This window comes from Flavobacterium limnosediminis JC2902 (assembly GCF_000498535.1).
Lineage (GTDB): Bacteria > Bacteroidota > Bacteroidia > Flavobacteriales > Flavobacteriaceae > Flavobacterium > Flavobacterium limnosediminis.
Genome location: NZ_AVGG01000011.1, coordinates 1 through 18,995, shown reverse-complemented (window position 1 = coordinate 18,995; position 18,995 = coordinate 1). Strand labels below are relative to the sequence as shown.

At 34.5% G+C, this 18,995-nt stretch carries 16 protein-coding genes; 9 read left to right on the top strand and 7 right to left on the bottom strand.

Features of this window, described 5'->3' with window-relative positions:
* Positions 1 to 37 precede the first annotated feature (37 nt).
* The 9 genes from FLJC2902T_RS09440 to FLJC2902T_RS09400 all read left to right on the top strand — a co-directional run bounded on the left by FLJC2902T_RS09440 (position 38) and on the right by FLJC2902T_RS09400 (position 8,979).
* Complete coding sequence (locus FLJC2902T_RS09440) at positions 38 to 1,471, top strand: oligosaccharide flippase family protein (RefSeq protein WP_023579570.1); 1,434 nt, start codon at positions 38 to 40, stop codon at positions 1,469 to 1,471.
* Between the two features lie 131 nt (positions 1,472 to 1,602).
* A complete protein-coding gene (locus FLJC2902T_RS09435) occupies positions 1,603 to 2,235 on the top strand; it encodes a PIG-L family deacetylase (RefSeq protein WP_162147683.1) in 633 nt (210 codons plus the stop codon).
* Positions 2,219 to 3,214 (top strand): glycosyltransferase family 4 protein, encoded by a 996-nt coding sequence (locus FLJC2902T_RS09430; RefSeq protein WP_035678183.1) that lies wholly within the window; start codon positions 2,219 to 2,221, stop codon positions 3,212 to 3,214. Before FLJC2902T_RS09435 ends, FLJC2902T_RS09430 begins: the two co-directional genes overlap by 17 nt.
* 70 nt (positions 3,215 to 3,284) lie before the next feature.
* Positions 3,285 to 4,394 carry a glycosyltransferase gene (locus FLJC2902T_RS09425; protein ID WP_023579567.1) on the top strand — a complete coding sequence of 370 codons (1,110 nt, stop codon included), beginning with the start codon at positions 3,285 to 3,287 and terminating at the stop codon, positions 4,392 to 4,394.
* A 4-nt stretch (positions 4,395 to 4,398) separates the two neighbouring features.
* A complete protein-coding gene (locus FLJC2902T_RS09420; protein ID WP_035678179.1) occupies positions 4,399 to 5,517 on the top strand; it encodes an O-antigen ligase family protein in 1,119 nt (372 codons plus the stop codon).
* Positions 5,518 to 5,523: 6 nt separating this feature from the next.
* The gene (locus FLJC2902T_RS09415; RefSeq protein WP_023579564.1) at positions 5,524 to 6,621 is read left to right on the top strand and encodes a glycosyltransferase; all 1,098 of its coding nucleotides are present in this window, start codon (positions 5,524 to 5,526) and stop codon (positions 6,619 to 6,621) included.
* Positions 6,614 to 7,774 carry a glycosyltransferase family 4 protein gene (locus tag FLJC2902T_RS09410; RefSeq protein ID WP_035678175.1) on the top strand — a complete coding sequence of 387 codons (1,161 nt, stop codon included), beginning with the start codon at positions 6,614 to 6,616 and terminating at the stop codon, positions 7,772 to 7,774. Before FLJC2902T_RS09415 ends, FLJC2902T_RS09410 begins: the two co-directional genes overlap by 8 nt.
* Complete coding sequence (locus tag FLJC2902T_RS09405; RefSeq protein ID WP_035678172.1) at positions 7,767 to 8,369, top strand: sugar transferase; 603 nt, start codon at positions 7,767 to 7,769, stop codon at positions 8,367 to 8,369. The genes FLJC2902T_RS09410 and FLJC2902T_RS09405 overlap by 8 nt, the downstream gene beginning before the upstream one ends.
* Before the next feature lies 1 nt (position 8,370).
* Positions 8,371 to 8,979, top strand: a complete 609-nt coding sequence (locus FLJC2902T_RS09400) for an acetyltransferase (RefSeq protein WP_023579561.1) — start codon at positions 8,371 to 8,373, stop codon at positions 8,977 to 8,979.
* 261 nt (positions 8,980 to 9,240) lie between these two features.
* Here FLJC2902T_RS09400 and FLJC2902T_RS09395 read toward each other — a convergent pair whose 3' ends face one another.
* From FLJC2902T_RS09395 to FLJC2902T_RS09365, 7 genes are all read right to left on the bottom strand, one after another.
* A complete protein-coding gene (locus FLJC2902T_RS09395; RefSeq protein WP_023579560.1) occupies positions 9,241 to 11,598 on the bottom strand; it encodes a GumC family protein in 2,358 nt (785 codons plus the stop codon).
* 197 nt (positions 11,599 to 11,795) lie between these two features.
* Complete coding sequence (locus FLJC2902T_RS09390; protein WP_023579559.1) at positions 11,796 to 12,566, bottom strand: polysaccharide biosynthesis/export family protein; 771 nt, start codon at positions 12,564 to 12,566, stop codon at positions 11,796 to 11,798.
* A 34-nt stretch (positions 12,567 to 12,600) separates the two neighbouring features.
* Positions 12,601 to 14,559, bottom strand: coding sequence for a polysaccharide biosynthesis protein (locus tag FLJC2902T_RS09385; RefSeq protein WP_035678169.1), 1,959 nt, complete (start codon positions 14,557 to 14,559; stop codon positions 12,601 to 12,603).
* 39 nt (positions 14,560 to 14,598) lie between these two features.
* Complete coding sequence (locus FLJC2902T_RS09380) at positions 14,599 to 15,723, bottom strand: DegT/DnrJ/EryC1/StrS family aminotransferase (RefSeq protein ID WP_023579557.1); 1,125 nt, start codon at positions 15,721 to 15,723, stop codon at positions 14,599 to 14,601.
* Between the two features lie 603 nt (positions 15,724 to 16,326).
* Entirely contained in the window at positions 16,327 to 17,061 is a 735-nt protein-coding gene (locus FLJC2902T_RS09375; RefSeq protein ID WP_023579556.1) for a tyrosine-protein phosphatase, read from the bottom strand.
* Between the two features lie 375 nt (positions 17,062 to 17,436).
* Positions 17,437 to 17,835, bottom strand: a complete 399-nt coding sequence (locus FLJC2902T_RS09370; RefSeq protein WP_035678163.1) for a response regulator — start codon at positions 17,833 to 17,835, stop codon at positions 17,437 to 17,439.
* A gap of 60 nt (positions 17,836 to 17,895) precedes the next feature.
* On the bottom strand, positions 17,896 to 18,651 hold the full coding sequence (locus tag FLJC2902T_RS09365) for a LytR/AlgR family response regulator transcription factor (protein WP_023579553.1): 756 nt from the start codon (positions 18,649 to 18,651) through the stop codon (positions 17,896 to 17,898).
* Between the last annotated feature and the right edge of the window lie 344 nt (positions 18,652 to 18,995).

The following is an 18,995-nucleotide window of genomic DNA, read 5'->3' as shown; positions in this document are numbered from 1 at the left end:
TCTTGTTTTGAAATGAATTATTGATGTTTAATCTGATATGAGAAATAAAATTTTTAAGGCAACACTTTGGTCTTTATTTTCTGAAATTATCGCTAAAGTAATAGGTCCTATTGGATTTCTTGTACTGACAAAAATTCTTTCTCCCAAAGATTTCGGAGTTGTGGCTGTTGCCACCACTATTCTTGGTTTTGTTAACATTATTTCGGATTTAGGAATAGGTAAAGTTTTAATTCAAGAAAAGGGAGATGATGAATATTTATTGAAAATTAATAATATCGGGTTTTTAATAAATTCAGCTTTAGGAGTATTGCTTTGCCTATTGATGATTGTTTTCTCTACCGAGCTTGCACTTTTTTTTGGAAATACTGAATCTTCCATGGTGATAAAGGTTATGGCGGCCCAGGTATTATTCAATTCATTATCGACAGTTCAAATTTCGAATAAAAAGAAAAGTCTGAATTTTAAGTTTTTATTTTATTTAAGACTAATTACTGTTGGAACCCCATTATTAGTATCTATACCAATTGCTTTTGCAGGAGGAGGTTATTGGGCAATAGTTTGGGGTCAGGTTTTAGGCTCTTTTTTATCTACATTAGCTTTATGGGTTAATAGTAAATGGAAACCTAAATTTCAAATAGACTTCGATTTGTTAAAGCAAATATTGTCTAAAAGTTCATGGAATTCCCTGGATCAGATTTTTGTTTGGTTGCCCTTAGGAGTAGACACTTTTTTAATTTCCAGATATATGACTTCCGGAGATTTGGGTATTTACAGCACTAGCAGAACTTTGTTTTCTACGGCAATTTCACTTTCTCTTGGGGCAATAATGCCTGTTATTTTTAGTGTATACTCGGAAATCAGTACAGATGAATCAAGACTAAAGAAAACAATATTATCTTCTCAGAAAATCATATTTTTTATTTCTTCTTTTATGGGAGTCGGGGTTTATGTTTTTCGTGAATTAATTGAGCAAATTTTCTTTAATTCTAAATGGGTAGGCATATCTGATGTATTTGGAATTCTTTTCCTTTTGATGGGATTTGAGTATTTTTCGGGAGCGGTTGATGAAGGGTTAAGATCAAAAGGGTTTTTCAAAATAACGGCAATCAGTACAACCGTTCTTAGTCTTGTCTCAATACCAGTGCTATTTATTTCTATAAAATATGGGATAATCGTATATGTTGTGGTTAGGGTCCTGTTGTTATATTTAACGGATCCAATAATCTATTATTTTTCTAAGAAAATATTAGGTGTTTCTTTTTTCGATTGTTTCATCAACACTAAGAATATTATTTTATGTTCTTTGTCTGCCGTTTTCTTTGATTTCCTGATATCAAGATTAGAGCTGTCTGCACTAATGTTAAATTTAGCTAAAGCAATAGTTTATGGTATACCGTTATTTGTATTCTTGTACCTGGAAAAAGATGAAATAGTTAAGTATAAAAAAATGTTTGGTAAAGAAAAAGTATAGTGTTTTTATTATTAGGAATCTAAAATGTGTTATTTAAGGAAATGAAATATATAAAAGAAATAGTGATCACCTTTTTTTCGTTTGTCAAAAAAAATAAACTGATACTTTTTTATAAGTATTCCTATTTATTCATGAGCTTTTATTCAAAAAAAAGCCCGTTAGAAATTTTTGAAGGTAAAAATATAGTAATCGTTACTGCTCATCCTGATGACGAAGTTTTTTGTATAGCACATGTTTTAAAAGAAATTCAGACTGTAACAAAAAATATTTCATGGATAAATACAACATTAGGACAAAATAGTATCGATTCAAAATACTTTGAGTCAAGCAATCAGACAGGAATTATTCGGGAATCAGAATTTATTGAGTCGATGGAAAAGTTAAAAGTTGACAAATATCTGCATCTGAAGATACCTTCTTACTTGAGTTCAGAGTTACCGGTTGAGACAATGTCTAAAATTCAAAGAGAAATAGATAATTGTGACTATCTTTTTCTTATAGATAAAAATGATCAACATCCGGATCATTATTTTACTACAAAATCATTTGAAAAATTGAAAAATAAAAATCAGATCTTTTATTATAATGTACAAAAAGTCACATTAAATAAGAAGTTGAATTATTTTTATTCGAGTTTCAATGAGCAATTATTTGAGCAATTGATAGGGGTTTATAAAAGTCAAAGCCATATGGAAGTTAGCTTTGATTCGTATAAGAAAGTGTTTAGTAAAAAAGTATTTATTTATAATGAAAATATTAATTAATCCATATCCTCATATTTTTCAAAACAAAGGAGGTATTCAAAAAAGAGTTTTAGAACATCAACGGTTATTGCTTGAAAAAAATTACCAGATAGAAATTTTTAATCCCTCAATTTCAGTAAAGAAGTTCGATATTCTGACTACTTTTAAACCGCAATACGGTAATTATGACGTTTTTTTGGAGGCAAAAAGAAATAGGTTAAAAACGGTCACTCATGTTATTCATGAACTTCCTAATAATTATTTGCAGTACCTGGTTTCTAAGTATACCAGTAAAATTCCTTTTTTTATAAGTAATTTCAGAAGAAAAATAATTGAAAATTCAGACGCTTTAATTGCTTTATCTGATTCAGAAAAGAGTTTTTTAGTTAAAAAATATAATGTTGACGAAGCGAAAATTTTTGTTGTACCTAATGCTATCAACACGAATTTGTTCATTAAAGAAAAAACAACTATTTTTTTAGAGAAATACAATATTAATGAGCCTTACATTTTGAGCGTGGGCAGAATAGAGCAAAATAAAAATCAACTTTCAATAGCGGAGGCGATTAAAGATTTGGGTATTAAATTGATTTTGATCGGTGAGAAAATTGATAAAGAATATGTAAAGGAAATCGAACAATATGATTTTGTTCAGATTATAGAAGATATAACCTATTCAAGTGAAGAGTTGATTTCAGCATATAAGAATTCGAGTTTATTTATTCTTGCCAGTTTTAAAGAAATATCTCCAAATACGGTAATAGAGGCCGCTTTGTGCAATATTCCTTTAATATGTACAAGTAACACCTTTACAATTAAACAGTATTTTAAAGATGAAATAGAATATATAAATCCAAATTCTATTGGAGATATAAAGTCGAAGGTTAAAAAAGTATTGAGTAATGAAGAAGTAAATAAAAGCATTAAAGAAATCGCATTAAATAATTTTTCTGAAGAAAAAGTCATTGAGCGACATTTGAAAATATATAACAGTTTATAAGTTAATCAGGCTACTTTATCATTAAAATTAATGGTATTGAAACAGAGCATTATAAAAAATATTAAAATAAATGAGAGAGAAAATAGTATTCATTGGGTTAGTTGATATGAATGAAATAAAAGGTGATAGCAATCATTTTCGTAAGCTAACTACTTTCATGCAATCTCATTTTGATGTTTTTGTTATATCTTTTACCCAAAGTGAAAACAAAAAGTACTCCACAATACACTTTCCTAAGAATAAATTATTTCGTTTGATTTATTGGAACTTTGCTCTTTTTCACCTCATTTGTAAAAATTACTTTTTCAATGGAGTCAATAGAATTTATTTCAGAGAATCAGGATTAGTTATTAGCCCTTACATAGCCAGTTTTTTATTTAGGATTAAATTATATACAGAAATTAATGGTGTGACCATAGACGATTTGCCGATTTCCAAAAAGATATCCAAACCTTTATTTAGGAACATATACAAATTGTCTCGTAAGTTTGTTGCTTCTAAGGGTTACGGAGAATTAATTCATGTTAATTTCAATGTTCCCCATAGTAAAATTCATAAAGTGTCGCTTGGATTTGATTTTTTGCCTCAAAACTATGATGATAGTAATAAATTTGAAGAGAAAACTATTGTTTTTATTGGTAATGTTGTTGAATATCAGGGTTTAGATATGTTTTTAGAAGGATATAATCTTTATGTTAAAAATGTTGACAGCGCTGTAAAATTGCTGATTATTGGTGACGGGAGTCAGAAAGAATTTTTAAAGCAAAGGGCAGAAGAATTACATCTTGAAAATAATGTTTCATTTTTGCCTCCAATGTCCCAAAGTGAATTAAATATAATTTTAAAAAAATGTCATTTAGGGATTTCCACATTCTCACAAAATAGGGGAAGGCCTCAGACGATAAGTGCCCTTAAGACCTATGATTATATCAATGCAAGGTTGCCTATATTGACTTCAGATATGGATGAAATGTGTGATTTTATTAAGTTTAACAATATAGGGGAGGTAATCAGTGAATATGTTCCCGTTGAGTATTCGTACAAAATTTCCAAATGTTTAAAAATTGATTTTATAGAAAACACCGAATTAATATATAAAATGAATTTAAAGGAATGGGGTGATAAATTTTCTTGGAATACCAGATTTGAGTCTATTAAAAACTTGATTTATAACAGTTAGATAAATGAAAACAAATTTTAATTTAACCTATTTGTACAGTCTCTTTTTTTTTGTTTTAGGGATGTCTGGTATTGGAGGATTAAATTTCCTGTATGAATTAAGTCTAAATAGTGTATACAATACAGTTTTAGCTATATTGAGTATTTTGTTTTTGGTTGGGTTACTTTCAAAAAAGTTACAATTAAAATTCAATAATTATACTAGATTATTTATGTTGTTGTTCATAGTAGCTAGTTTTTCTTATTTATTTACTTCTTTTGATGAATTTTCTGAAAGGAAATATTTTTTATTTTTTGGAAGTGGTTTATTATTGTCATTTTTTTCCAGTTCAATAAAACCGGAACTGTACAGATATTTGCCCAAGGCCATTATTTTTTTCGCAGTGATTAACCTATTAGTGTTGTTTGGATATTTAAAAAAATTTGGAGGAATTGAAGAACTTAAGTGGTCAATGATAACCGAAGCAAATACCGATGTTATTTATATTTCGAGAGCAATGGGTTTAGGGGTTCTTGCGTCTTTTTTTTATCTTAAGAATAAAATGCTTAAAATTACATTAGCAATCAGTTTGATTTTTTGTATGTTGATTTTGAATGAAATTGGACCCATACTGGCTATTCTTCTTTCGGTTTTTGCTTTTTATTCCAGGAAAAATTCTGCTTATCTATTGATGGCCATATTTTTAGGTATCTTTTTTTATTTTTTTGTAATCGAAAAATTTATTGCCGATTTGACACTTGAAGGAGTTCTAAGTGACCCTAGAGTTGATATATATATTAAGAATTTGAATTATTTTTTGAATCATCCTTTTTGTGGAATCGGTATAGCCGGGTCAGCAAATATAGTTGGTGAATATCAAAGTGCTCATAATATTTTTTTGGAAATTGCAGCAGAATTCGGAATTATTGGATTAATCCCTTTTCTAGGTATGGTAGTATTATTATTCGACAAATTTTTAAAGAATAAGAATTTTTTGTTTAGTTATTTATGGCTTTACAGTTTTATAGTTGTACAATTTTCGGGTGATATTGCATTGAATACAATGTTTTGGGCATTTAGTGCGATTTTTATGTCAATGTCGATAAATAACGATGATAATATATCAATTCGGTTAAATATTTAATATTCCATGAGAGTATTGCAAATCATAAACTCACTGGGAACGGGAGGAGCAGAAAAGTTATTGCTGGATACCATTCCTTTATATCGCAAGGCAGGTATAGAGATGGATATTCTGTTGTTCTGGAACAATAACCATCAGTTTGTAAACGCATTGAAAGAGTTAGACATTTGTAATGTAATTGTATTACAGGAGTCTGAAAATTACAAGGATATTTATTCGTTATCTCACATTCTTAAACTTCGAAAGCATTTGAAAAATTATGATATTGCGCATGTACATCTGTTCCCAGCGCAGTATTTCACCGTTTTGGCAAATATCCTGATCGGGGGTAAATGCAAGTTAATTTTTACCGAACACAATACTACCAACAGAAGAATTCAAAAAAGTTATTTTCAATTTATTGAACGGTTCATTTACTCACATTACGAAAAATTGGTTTGTATATCTGATGAAATATCAGATATTTATAAAAAGTATCTGCCGGCATTTGAAAATAAATTTACAATTATTAATAATGGGGTGAATCTGGAAACGATAACAAAGGCAAATCCTATTTCCAGATCAGATATACAGCCGTCTGTTAAAAATTCCGATAAATTATTACTTCAGGTTTCCGCTTTCCGGCCTCAAAAGGATCAAAAAACATTGATAAAAGCAATGGGTTTATTACCGGATGATGTTGTTTTGGTATTAGTAGGAGATGGGGAAACCAGGCAAGAGTGCGAAAATCTGGTAGCAGAAATGTCATTGGAAAAAAGAGTTTTCTTTGTCGGACAACGAATGGATATTCCCCGACTATTGAAAACAGCAGATTTAATTTTATTATCATCCAATTATGAAGGTTTGTCCTTGTCCAGCATTGAAGGAATGGCTTCCGGCAGAGCATTTGTAGCATCTGACGTTCCCGGACTTTCTGAAATTGTCAGTGGCGCGGGAATACTATTCGAATGTAGTAATCCAAAAGATTTGGCCAACCGGATACAGGAACTTTTAGAGAATGAAGAACTGTATAATCAAACGGTGGCAAACTGCCAACTGAGGGCCCAGCAATACGATATTCAGTTAATGATTCAAAAACATATAGCATTATATAAAAGTGTCTGAAAAAATTAAAGTAATCCGTACCGCTACAGTTCCTCTTTCTTTAGATTATCTTCTTAAAGGGCAGTTACACTATTTGAATCAAGCCTTTGAAGTGGTAGCCGTTTCAGGAACTGATGCTCATTTAGCCAATGTGGCACAAAGAGAGCAGGTCAGAGTGGCGGAGGTTACCATGGAGCGTCCAATAAGTCCAATTAAAGATATTATATCGTTGTGGCAACTTTACAGGTTATTTAAAAAAGAAAAACCGCGGATAGTACATTCGATAACCCCAAAAGCAGGGTTGCTTACCATGATGGCTGGAAAAATGGCTGGAGTACCTGTCAGAATACATACTTTTACCGGACTGATATTTCCGAGTAAAAGAGGTTTTTTGCAAAAGATTTTAATAACAATGGATCGGCTTTTGTGTTTTTGTGCCTCCAACATTTATCCGGAAGGACAGGGAGTAAAAAACGATTTGATTCATTATAAAATTACTTCCAAACCTTTGAAAGTTCTAGCTAATGGCAACGTAAATGGCATTGATACCCAATATTTTTCAAGAAAACAGATTTCTACAACCGATCAGGAACGTCTGAAAACGGAATTAGGAATTGACGAAGGCGCTTTTGTATTTATTTTCGTCGGACGTTTAGCAGGCGATAAAGGAATCAACGAATTGGTAACTGCTTTTGAAAGACTATCCGCTGAGTCTGAAAACGTAAAATTGTTATTGGTAGGGCCTTTAGAATCAGAACTTGATCCGTTAAAGCCCACTACACTTGATGCTATAAAACAAAATCCTAAAATAAAATCTGTAGGTTTTCAAAAGGAAGTGAGATCTTATTTTGCAATAAGTGATGCTTTGGTGTTTCCGAGTTATCGCGAAGGTTTCCCTAATGTAGTGATGCAGTCCGGAGCCATGGAGTTACCGTCAATAGTAACGGATATAAACGGCTGTAATGAAATAATTGCAGAAGGACAAAACGGAATGATTATTCCGGCTAAAGATGATAAGGCACTTGAGGTAGCGATGATAAAAATGATGAAGGACACGGCGCTGTATCAACAACTAAAATTAAACGCGCGAGCAATGATTACTTCCCGATATAAGCAAAAAGTGGTTTGGGAAGCTTTGTTGGAAGAATATAGACGATTAGAACAAAATGTATAAAAATTATATTAAACGAATATTCGATTTTTCAGCTGCTTTGACAGGGTTTATAATTTTATTACCTGTTTTTCTGTTGGTGACAATTGGACTGTATATTGCCAACCAAGGCAAACCTTTCTTTTTTCAGGTTCGTCCCGGAAAAAATGAGTGCCTGTTCAAAATCATCAAATTCAAGACCATGAATGATAAAAAAGATACTCAGGGGAATTTACTACCCGATTCTGAAAGACTGACATCTATTGGCAGTTTTGTGAGAAAAACGTCTTTGGATGAGATTCCTCAACTGTTGAATGTATTGAAAGGAGATATGAGCCTGATAGGACCACGACCGTTATTGCCGGAATATTTACCTTTGTACAATGACGTTCAAAAGCGCCGTCATGAAGCACGCCCGGGAATTACGGGATGGGCACAGGTGAATGGACGTAATGCCATCGGCTGGCATCAGAAATTTGAGTATGATGTTTGGTATGTGGATCATCTGAGTTTTTTACTGGATGTGAAAATACTTTTTCTGACTGTCAGGAAAGTATTTATAAGTGAAGGGATCAGTGCAGAAGGACAGGTGACTATGGAACGTTTTAAAGGAAATTAAGATGTATATTTTTGGAGCCAGTGGACATGGTAAGGTTGTAAAATCGATTGTAGAGGCTATGAAAATGCAATTGACCGCTTTTGTAGACGATAGTCCTAAAGGAATAACCTTTATGGGGATGCCTGTTTTTAGTACGGGACAACTGCAGGAGGTGACTGCATTGCCTTTTTTAATAGCTGTTGGCAATAATGCCATTCGGAAAAAAATCGCAGAGCGGTTATCGGCTATTTATGAAATCGGAATACATCCAACGGCTGTTATTGATTCTACAGCTACTCTTGGGGAGGGATCAGTGGTGATGCCCAATGCGGTGGTTAATTCCGATACTGAAATCGGAAAACACGTGATAGTTAATTCAGGCGCTGTAGTGGAACACGATTGCATTTTGGAAGACTATGTTCATCTTTCTCCCAATGCCACACTTGCAGGCAATGTTTTCGTTGGAGAAGGAACGCAAATTGGAGCAGGTGCCGTTGTTCTTCAAGGGATAAAGGTAGGTAAATGGTGTATGGTAGGTGCCGGCGCGGTCGTTTTAAAAGATCTTCCGGATAATGTTACTGCAGTAGGAAATCCGGCCAGAATCATAAAGGAGCATAATCCTTTTAAATAGTTCCTTTTTGGGATAAGAACACATCAGGGTGTAGTTTATTAGCGAGAAAGCGAAAGAGATTGCTTCACACTCGAATAGAACTTTCGTGTCCTCCCGAGTTGTGTTAACAGAGGTTTCTCCTGCGACTGAAAACAAATACTGCAAACTGAAACGGAATAGCGACTTCAAAAACCGAAACTGAGTATAGCAGCAAAAAAAAACACAGACTTATCGATTTACTTGAGGTCTGTGTTTTTTATTGTAAGGCATCGCAATCCTGTTTTATCGGTTAAAGAATTTTTTCCAAAAAGGGATAGTTTTTTCTTCAACTCCGTAACCGTAGCCATAGCCGTAACCATACCCTTTTTTGGAATCGGTATCGTTTATCACTATGGACATATTAGGCAATTTTTTTTCCTGATACAATTTTTCAGGAAGAGAAAGCATTCTTTTATCAAGGACGTTGGCTCTTACCACATATATAAATGCATCGGCATATTTTGAAATTAATAAGGTGTCTGTAACCAAACTTGCCGGTGCCGTGTCCACAATAATATAATCGTATTCCTTTTTAATTTTTTCAAAAAGCAATCCGACTTTCTTACTCATTAACAACTCTGCCGGGTTGGGAGGGATAATTCCCCCCGGAATAACATGAAAATTAGAAAATCCTTCCACTTTGGTAATATACTCTTCCAAGGAATCCGAATCTTTTGAAGCCAAATAACTGGTTACGCCCTTATTTGTAACCTTGAAATAATCGCTCAATCTCGGATTTCGGATATCCATCCCCATTAGCAATACTTTTTTGTCTGATAACGCAATGGTTGAAGCTAGATTTGCCGAAACAAACGTTTTTCCTTCTTTAGGGAAAGTGGAAGTTAAGAATATGGTTTTGGCACCGCTTTCATGAACATCACTTAAAAGAAACTCTAAATTGGTTCTGATAATCCGTAACGCTTCTGCAGTGCTTGAATTGCTGTCAGTACTTATAATCTGATTGGAATTATCGGCTTTCGGAACATCTCCTATAAAAGGCATCGACGTCGCCAGTTCTACATCCAATCGCGTTTTTACTTTTGTATCCACTAATTTCAGTATATAAATTACCGCAAAGGGAATGAGAAGTCCTAACAACAGCGCAGCCAAATAAATTACAGACCGTTTAGGAGATACTGGGATTTTAGCAGCGATAGCCGGGTCAATAATTTTTGCATTGGGAGCTGTTACTGCCAGGGAAATAGCTGTTTCTTCACGTTTTTGAAGCAAATACAAATACAAGGCTTCTTTGATGCTTTGTTTTCGGCTTATATCCCTGAATAATTTTTCCTGAGTTGGAATTTGCGCTATTTTACCTCCTAAAACACTGTTTTGGTATGCTAAATCTTTTCGTTTAATTTCTAATGAAGTCTGCAGACTGCGCAAAGAAGAAACTATATTCGCTCTTAGGGCGTCTGTTTTCTTTTCTAAATTTAAAACCAATGTGTTTTTGGACCCGGCACTTTTTAACAACCGGTTGCGTTCCAGAACCAATTGATTGTATTCCCCGATTAAGGCAGCAGCACCTTGCTCCGTCGGAATAATATTTGCGGGAATCAAATCGGTATTTGAAGCGGTATTCACATAACGCAACATGGTGGCTACCACCTTCAGTTGGGTTTCTGTTTCTATTTCGCCTTTTTCAAACTGACTCGCATTTTCCAGATACAGTCCGGATTCTGATACCAAATCGGTTACTTTATTTGCCTTCTTAAAAGATTCAACATCTGATTCAACTTCTTTTAATTCCTTATTGATTAATTGTATACGGTTTTCAATAAATCGAGCCGTATTTTCTGAAATATATTTTTTATCGGCTATCGCATCACTGTTGTAATTTGAAACCAGCATGTCTAAAAAATCCTCTGCTTTTTCGGCAATGGGGTCAACAAAAGACAATTCGATAACACTTGAGTTTTTGCTCAATGCCGCAACAGTAAGACGACTTTTGTAATTTTCTGTCAGATCTGTAATCGGGTTGTAGCTGATTGCGATATCATACTTTTTATCCGACTTCCATTCTTTATCTTTAAGGATAACTATTTCAGTACCTTCTTCTATTTTAATAGGTTTGTTATACGTAAAATCACCCAGCAGGTCTTCGGTTGAATTGTATAAAGTGAAGTTCTCAGCAGTTCGTATTTTTACCCTGAAACTGTGTTTTTTTTCTGAAAAAGTTTCCGAAATTTTTGAGAAATACATTGTAACAGGCTTGTCTTTATACATTTCACCCTCTTTAATCCTGCCTATATTGTAATAAGTGATGTCTAATTTTAAAGCCTTAATCGATGATGCAATAAGTGTTCTTGATTTGATAACTTCGATTTCGTTATCCACATTACTGTTTACGCCGGACAGCATGCCTAAATCTGAAAAAGCAGCCAATTCAGAAGCCAAACCTCCTTTTTTGTCATCTTTTACGACGATGGTTGTTGATGCTTTGTACTGTGAAACCGCATAACGTAAATAGGTATAGGCCAGGATTAATGACACTAAAGTTACAATCAGGAACCATTTCCAATGTATCAGATAACTTCCGATCTCTTCGCGCAGATTAAACTCAGGATTGTTTTGTGGCGTATTGTATTCGTTGTTTTGCATACTACTGTGTTAACCCATTGGGTGTATTCATTTTTATTTTTTTAACCACATAGTGACATAGTTTTCATGCATACTTTTTAATCGTTTCACTTATTACAGTAAATCGTTGACTGTACAATTTTTTGCTATGCTTCTATGGAGTTATTTTATTTCTCTTTTTTAAGAATTTATTTTTTTTATCATTTACACTCAACTGGTTATTGTGTTACTAAAACAATAACAGTAATGATTAATGAAACTACCGATATTCCCACTGATACGTTCGGACCTATTACGGAAGAATTAACTTTTGTTTTATTGGGTTCAACATAAATTACATCGTTTTGGTCTAAATAATAGTAAGGTGAGGAAACAAAGTCTGTTTTGGTCAGATCAATGCGATTCATGGTTTTAACACCGTTTACTTCCCGGATCAGCAAAACATTTTTTCTGTTACCATAAATTGTAAGATCACCTGCCATTCCAAGGGCTTCCAGAATCGTAATTCGTTCGCTGGGGATTGAAACGGCTCCGGGTTTATTCACTTCACCCAAAACGGTGATTTTATAATTCAGAATTCGCAAATTTACAACAGCATCGCTTACGTGTTCCTTTAATTTATCCTTGATGGTAGCAACGGCTTCTGTTTTCGTGAGTCCGCCCAGTTTGATATTTCCGATAAGAGGAAAGTCTATTTCTCCTTTTTTATCTACAATGTAACTCTGCATCTGCTCGTTTATAATGTTACCCTGTTTGTGGTTTTGAATACTAACCAATTTTAAATTATAAGGAGCGGCAACTTCTGCATTTTCTGATGAAACAATAATTAACAGAATATCGTCGGATTTAATTTTTGTGTCGTAACTTGAGGTTATTTCAGACGATGACGGGGTATCCTGAAGGTACAGGATATTTTGTTTGGAGGCGCAGGAAGTAATAAGTAAACCGATTATTACGGAAAAAAAAATATACTTTTTGGCAGATTTCATATGTAAAAAAATTTTTGCAAATATACGATTATTACTACTGTAAACCAGTAATAGAGTCAAGGCTTTCAAAATGTGAATTCTGACTTTTAAATTCAGGCACGATTTGTTTCATTAAGGTTACTGTTTCCAATACATCATCTTCTTTGGAAACGGATATGAGTTCCTCGATAGCTTTTTGAACACCGATGTAATCCTCTGTTATATCTTTGGCTATCATTATTTTATCGTGATGGGTTGGAAGAGTTGTGGATGTGTCGCTAAGTAATTCCTCATATAATTTTTCACCCGGACGCAATCCCACGAATTCAATGGGGATTTCTTTGTTAGGGGTGAAACCGGCCAATCGAATCATTTTTTTTGCCAAATCAACAATTTTTACGGGTTTTCCCATATCAAAAATAAAAATTTCACCACCATTCCCCATAACTCCGGCTTCCAAAACGAGCTGACAGGCCTCGGGAATAGTCATAAAATAACGTATTATGTCGGGATGCGTAATGGTAACCGGACCTCCTTCTTTAATTTGTTTTGTAAACAGAGGAACAACAGAGCCGTTTGAACCCAATACATTTCCAAATCGGGTAGTAATAAATTTAGTCGGATTTACTTTGTTTTGTTTCAAATGAACCGAATACGATTGGATGTATTTTTCAGCAATACGCTTACTGGCTCCCATAATATTAGTCGGATTTACAGCTTTGTCTGTCGATACCATAACAAATCGGGAAACGTCATACTGCACAGCCAGATCAGCCAGATTCTTAGTGCCTAAAATATTGGTAAGAACAGCCTGTTTCGGATTAATTTCCATTAAAGGCACGTGTTTATAAGCAGCGGCATGAAAAACCAATTGCGGTCTGTATTTTTTAAATATCTGTTCCAACTGTTTTTTGTCCCTTATATCGGCAATTAAAGGAATTATTTCACAAGACATGGATTTTTGAAGGTCTATAGATAATTCGTGCAACGGTGTTTCTGCCTGATCCAGTAACAATACCGTATCAGGTTTGAAAGCAATTAACTGACGTACCATTTCGCTTCCGATAGATCCCGCAGCTCCACTGACCAAAATGACTTTTTCGGAAACTTTTTCGGAAATATTCGTATAATCCAATTCTATAGGTTTACGTTCCAATAAATCCTGAATTTCAAATGTCTTGATGCTTTTGGTGATGTTTTTATAATCGGTCCAGTCCGTTACAGAAGGAATGGTTAACAATCTGATACCGTGTTCCAGACATTTATCAATTGCCTTATCCCGTAAATTGCCTGAAAGCTTATTTTCGGTAATAATGATATTGGTAACACCTAAGTTTTCGATTGATTTGAATAATGATTTATTATAAGTTATTACCGGTATGTTAAGAATTTTTTTATCTAATGAAACACTGCTTTTTCGAGGTTCAACAAAAGCAATCAGTTTGTATTTTTGTTTCGGATCCATAAGTAAAGCATTAGCTAAGGCAACGGACTTGTAATCCGTACCGTAAACTACCACTTTTTCAAAATTTCTCTGATTTCCTAATTCCAGATATACCTGATATAAAACTTTTACAATAATTCGGAATGCAATTAAAAAAAGAAGCGTAATGAAAAAATTAATTGCCAAACCGGGCATCAAAAATATCTTTTTGCCAAAGAAAAAATAGTAAAAATAATTAAAACCAGCGAGGGTTATAAAAGTACAGAAGGTGGCTTTGAATAAATTAAAACCATCGTGCAGGGTTGAATGTCTGACAATGCCCGAATACGTTTTGAAAACTAAAAAAAATAGAACATAAGCGGCAACTTTTAAAGCAAAACGTTCCGGAAGTGAAAGTGTTTCATAAAAACTGACATTTAAATTGGAAACAATTGAATAGTAAACTAAATTAGCCAGTACAACCAATATAATATCAATACAGAAAACAAACCATCTTGGCAAATAGCTGATAGGAATCCATTTGTTTCGTATTATAAATTTTGAAACCGAAGATTTTCTGAGACGCTTCATTTTTAGCATTGACAAATGTTAATTAAATTGAAACCGAATTTATTTCTTAAAAAAAGTTACTAATACGTTAGTTATTCGCTCAAAGTCCTCATCTGATAAATTAGAACCTGATGGTAAGCACAATCCTTTCTGAAATAATTCTTCAGCTACTTTTTCCCCATAATACGGACAATTTTCAAAAACAGGTTGTAAATGCATAGGCTTCCACAACGGACGAGTCTCAATGTTAACGGTTTCGAAAGCTATTCGCAATGCCTCGCGTTGTTCGTAGGACGACAAGACTATGGCACTAAGCCAATGATTGGAATAAAAATCAGCTGTTGGTTCATGTAATATCTCAACATCAGCCATATCCTTAAAGAAATCCATGTAAAACTGGTGAGCCTTTCGTCTTAATGCTATATGTGCATCCAAGACTTCCATCTGACCACGACCAATACCTGCACAAATATTACTCATCCTGTAATTATATCCTATTTCGCTGTGTTGATAATGCGGTGCCGCATCTCTTGCCTGAGTGGCTAAAAATACCGCTTTTTCTTTAAGAGCTGGGTTGGAGGTTGTTAAAGCGCCTCCTCCTGAGGTGGTTATTATTTTATTTCCGTTAAATGACAGGATGCCTATGGTACCTAAAGTGCCGCATTTTTTACCTTTATAAATGCTTCCAAGTGCTTCGGCACTATCTTCTAAAACGGGAATGTTATACTTTTCTGATATGGCTAAAATTTCGTCTGCCTGAAACGGCATACCGTACAAATGCACAGCGATAATGGCTTTTGGTTTGGTTCCTTTTGATGTTAAATCCACAATTGAAGCTTCCAGTGCTACCGGACATAAATTCCAAGTTGTTGATTCACTGTCTATAAATACGGGTGTAGCTCCTAAATATGCAATAGGGTTGGCTGAGGCTGAAAATGTCATCGACTGACAAATAACGAAATCCCCCGGTTGTATACCCAGTAGGATTAATCCCAAATGTAAAGCCGCGGTGCCGGAACTTAAAGCAGCTACCTGCTGTGGTGCTCCCAGATAAGATTCTAAATCGGATTCAAATCCGTTAACATTCGGACCTAATGGCGCAACCCAGTTGGAATTAAAAGCTTCCTGAATATAATCGATTTCAGTGCCTCCCATATGAGGTGATGACAACCATATTTTTTGCATAAGTCAAAATTATTTTTAAAAAGCAAAGATAATAAGGATTTTTACTATTTATGAGGGTGTTTTGTTATAATTCCGTAAATGTAAAAATTTACCTATTTATTGAAATTATTTGCAAATTATTGTGTTTTTGATTTGTTATTTTTTTGTAAGGTTGTTAAATATTAGTCATTTATGTGTTAGCTTGTTTGGTGTATAACTGTAAGGGAATGCTATTTTGCCTTACAATAGAAGGTAAGAACGGAATTTTAATTTTTAACTTCTGGAGCGCGAAAGAAAAATATGACCCAGTTTTATAACAAAAAAATGCCCAATTGAGCAACAAGGGGGCCGATACTTAAACTCATAGCCAAAGGACAAACGGTACCGGATCTCTTTGAATACATCGAAATTCGGTATTACAAAAAAGGGCACAGTGCTCTTAATTACAAAGCAACAGAAGAATTTAACAGATAAATAGTAATGCGAATCAAGTGCTGATATTCTTCATGTCAGGCCTGTGTTGAGAATCAGAAAGTTACAGATTCGACCCTTGATTAATGTTAGTGGTTATAAAAATGTAGCTTAACTCAAACTGTAATTTTTATTTCCATATCCGGCTGTGAATTATCTGAAAAGATTGTTGTTTTTCATTGCTTCCGTTAGGGGAAGGTAATCTTTCAGTTTGATTTTTCCTGAAAAAGATTCAATGTGGTTTCTGTGGTGTATGTCGGATCCCGTAAAGTCAATCAGACCTTTTTTAAGCAGTTTTTCAGCGGCATCCGCAACCTCACTTCCGTAATACCCCACTACGGATAACAAGTTGAGTTGAAAATGGCACCCCGCTTTTTTCAGTTTTTCGTATTCTGAAAAGCTGGAGTGGTAGTAGCCGTACCTTTCGGGATGCGCCAAAACAGGAGTGTATCCGGCCAACTGTAAGTTAAACAAAGTATCGTACAATTGGAATGGAGGGCTAAGGTAGGACAGTTCCACCAAAACATAGTTGTCTTTTAAGATAAGTAACTGTTTTTCCTCCACCAGTCTGGCGAAAGTATCGTTAATCATGTATTCCGAAGCTACTTCTAAAGATAGCTTTTCGGTGAACAATGGTGAAAGCGTCTTGACTTCAATGTGCTTTTTTAAGATGTCCTCCCGAGTGTTGTTCCAAACGGGGACATTGGTGTGTGGTGTGGTGATGCATTTTGAAAATCCCATATCCAGCACGGACTGCATCAGGAAATCGGAGTCTTCAATAGTTTTGGCGCCGTCATCAATACCGAAAAGCAGGTGTGAATGGATATCTACATAACCATCGGGGATGAGGTCTTTTAATACGGGTTTTGACTTTAAAAAGGATAACATGGTGCAAATGTACGTTTTTTTAGGGATTAGTTGTTAGGGGTTAGTAATTAGTCGTTAGTGGTTAGTTGTTAGTTGTTAGTTGTTAGTTGTTAGTTGTTAGGGAAAATAGAAAATAGAAAATAGAAAATAGAAAATAGAAAAGGGAAAAGGGATAAGTGGAAAGGAAAGTGTGTATTATTTTTAAGATATCTGCATAGTTGGGGACAGTAATATTGGGATTGCTTTGGCAATTCGAGCAACGTTCCCGTGTTCTACTGTGTTGCGATAACAGCGAGATTGCTTCGCCAATTTAAGCAAAGTTATCAGGTCTTCGACAGGTATAGAATGACAGGGGGATTTCTCTTGTTTCCGAATAACTTGGAGAATCTTCGGGGGTTAATTTGTGGAGAGGCTTTCCAGGAACTCCACCGTTATGGGTTTGCTTGTGAATAAGCGGATGCTTTCGTCGATTTTGGCTTTATGGATATGAAAATCGTCCACTGTTGTGGATACGATACATATTTCGCAATGATTGGTCACTTCGTCAGGTAACAGTCGGAACATGTTTATGAAGTCGAAACCGTCCATCAACGGCATGTAGATATCCAGAAAAATAAGCTCCGGTAACATCGTGAGGTCGTTCTGGTTTTCCACTAAATATTGCAAGGCTACTTCCCCCGAATTAAATTCCAGTACCTCTGAGGCTAAATTCGTGTTACTGACTAAACGGGCTGTTATGTAACAATCGAATTCGTTGTCGTCAATAACCATTACTTTATTAAATCGTGTCGCCATACATGTTTACTTGTTTTTCCTGCAAAAATAGGGTAATGCCGGATATTTTGTAAGAAAAAATTAGAGTTTGATAAATTTAATAAATTCTTCCTGTCTTCTTTTTGCAATGGGGAGACTCATACCGTTTGAGAATTCGCAGTAAAACCCTTCTTTTTTGGAGATTTTTACCACATGCTTGATGTTGATAATATAAGAGTGGTGAATTCTGAAGAAATGATTTTCGTTCAGGTTACTGCTGTATTCTCCCAAATTCCGGCTGGACAATATTTTGGTACCATTACCTAAGGTGAATTCAGTATATTTTCCTTCCGCTTTGCAGAAAATGATGTCATCAATTTTAAGCAATTCGATTTTGTCAATAGAAGCAACGGCTATGTATTCGTTGTTTTTATGTTGTGAGTTGATGGAATCGATCTGTTGTAATTTCTGATTCTGAAAACTGATTTCCATTTCAATGGTTTTAATCACCTTATAAATGGAAATGAGAATGCTGCTGAAATCCAGCGGTTTTAAAATGAAATCGACGGCATTGCATTTAAAGGCCTCATATGCTTTTTGCATATCATCCGACATCAGGATTAACTTGGGAGTGTTAAAATCCAGGTCGTTTAACTTTTTAAGGTTGTTGAGGTTTTCCGGAACCGCATTCATAAAAATCAAGTCCGGTTTGTGTCGTTTTATAAGCTCCAAGCCATCATCAATATTTTTCGCATTGCCTATTGTGTTGATGATTAGTGAGTTGTCTTCTCCAAATCGGGTAAGAATTTGTGAGGTCTCCGGTTCGTGTTCAATTATAAAGGCATTTACGATCCTCATACTTCCTTTTTAAGGCTGGGTTATATCTCAAAAATACAAAAAAGGAATTTGAGTCAGCTACATTTTTTTAACGAAAATGAATTTTTATTGCCGTGACTGGGAGGGTAGTTGTTATCCGGTGTTTTTTATCAAATGAAGATAAAGGCAAAGTCTTCTGATTTTGAACTGTAATTGAAATAAAGCTATAGCTGTAATATGTTGTGGTTTTTTTTGGTCTCAAAAATAGTTAAAACTAGACTTTACTGTATTTCGCTTTACTCAGGGGATTGTTTTGTATTTAGGTTTTTGGTGAACTGCTTTGGCGGCTGCAGTTTCTAAAAATCTTAAGCCACAAATTACACAGA

Coding starts and splice junctions, on each gene's coding strand:
- FLJC2902T_RS09390 (WP_023579559.1), bottom strand. CDS start 12,566: ATGAAATCTGCCAAAAAGTATATTTTTTTTTCCGTAATAATCGGTTTA.
- FLJC2902T_RS09375 (WP_023579556.1), bottom strand. CDS start 17,061: ATGTTATCCTTTTTAAAGTCAAAACCCGTATTAAAAGACCTCATCCCC.
- FLJC2902T_RS09385 (WP_035678169.1), bottom strand. CDS start 14,559: ATGAAGCGTCTCAGAAAATCTTCGGTTTCAAAATTTATAATACGAAAC.
- FLJC2902T_RS09370 (WP_035678163.1), bottom strand. CDS start 17,835: ATGGCGACACGATTTAATAAAGTAATGGTTATTGACGACAACGAATTC.
- FLJC2902T_RS09420 (WP_035678179.1), top strand. CDS start 4,399: ATGAAAACAAATTTTAATTTAACCTATTTGTACAGTCTCTTTTTTTTT.
- FLJC2902T_RS09395 (WP_023579560.1), bottom strand. CDS start 11,598: ATGCAAAACAACGAATACAATACGCCACAAAACAATCCTGAGTTTAAT.
- FLJC2902T_RS09380 (WP_023579557.1), bottom strand. CDS start 15,723: ATGCAAAAAATATGGTTGTCATCACCTCATATGGGAGGCACTGAAATC.
- FLJC2902T_RS09435 (WP_162147683.1), top strand. CDS start 1,603: ATGAGCTTTTATTCAAAAAAAAGCCCGTTAGAAATTTTTGAAGGTAAA.
- FLJC2902T_RS09405 (WP_035678172.1), top strand. CDS start 7,767: ATGTATAAAAATTATATTAAACGAATATTCGATTTTTCAGCTGCTTTG.
- FLJC2902T_RS09440 (WP_023579570.1), top strand. CDS start 38: ATGAGAAATAAAATTTTTAAGGCAACACTTTGGTCTTTATTTTCTGAA.
- FLJC2902T_RS09425 (WP_023579567.1), top strand. CDS start 3,285: ATGAGAGAGAAAATAGTATTCATTGGGTTAGTTGATATGAATGAAATA.
- FLJC2902T_RS09415 (WP_023579564.1), top strand. CDS start 5,524: ATGAGAGTATTGCAAATCATAAACTCACTGGGAACGGGAGGAGCAGAA.
- FLJC2902T_RS09400 (WP_023579561.1), top strand. CDS start 8,371: ATGTATATTTTTGGAGCCAGTGGACATGGTAAGGTTGTAAAATCGATT.
- FLJC2902T_RS09430 (WP_035678183.1), top strand. CDS start 2,219: ATGAAAATATTAATTAATCCATATCCTCATATTTTTCAAAACAAAGGA.
- FLJC2902T_RS09365 (WP_023579553.1), bottom strand. CDS start 18,651: ATGAGGATCGTAAATGCCTTTATAATTGAACACGAACCGGAGACCTCA.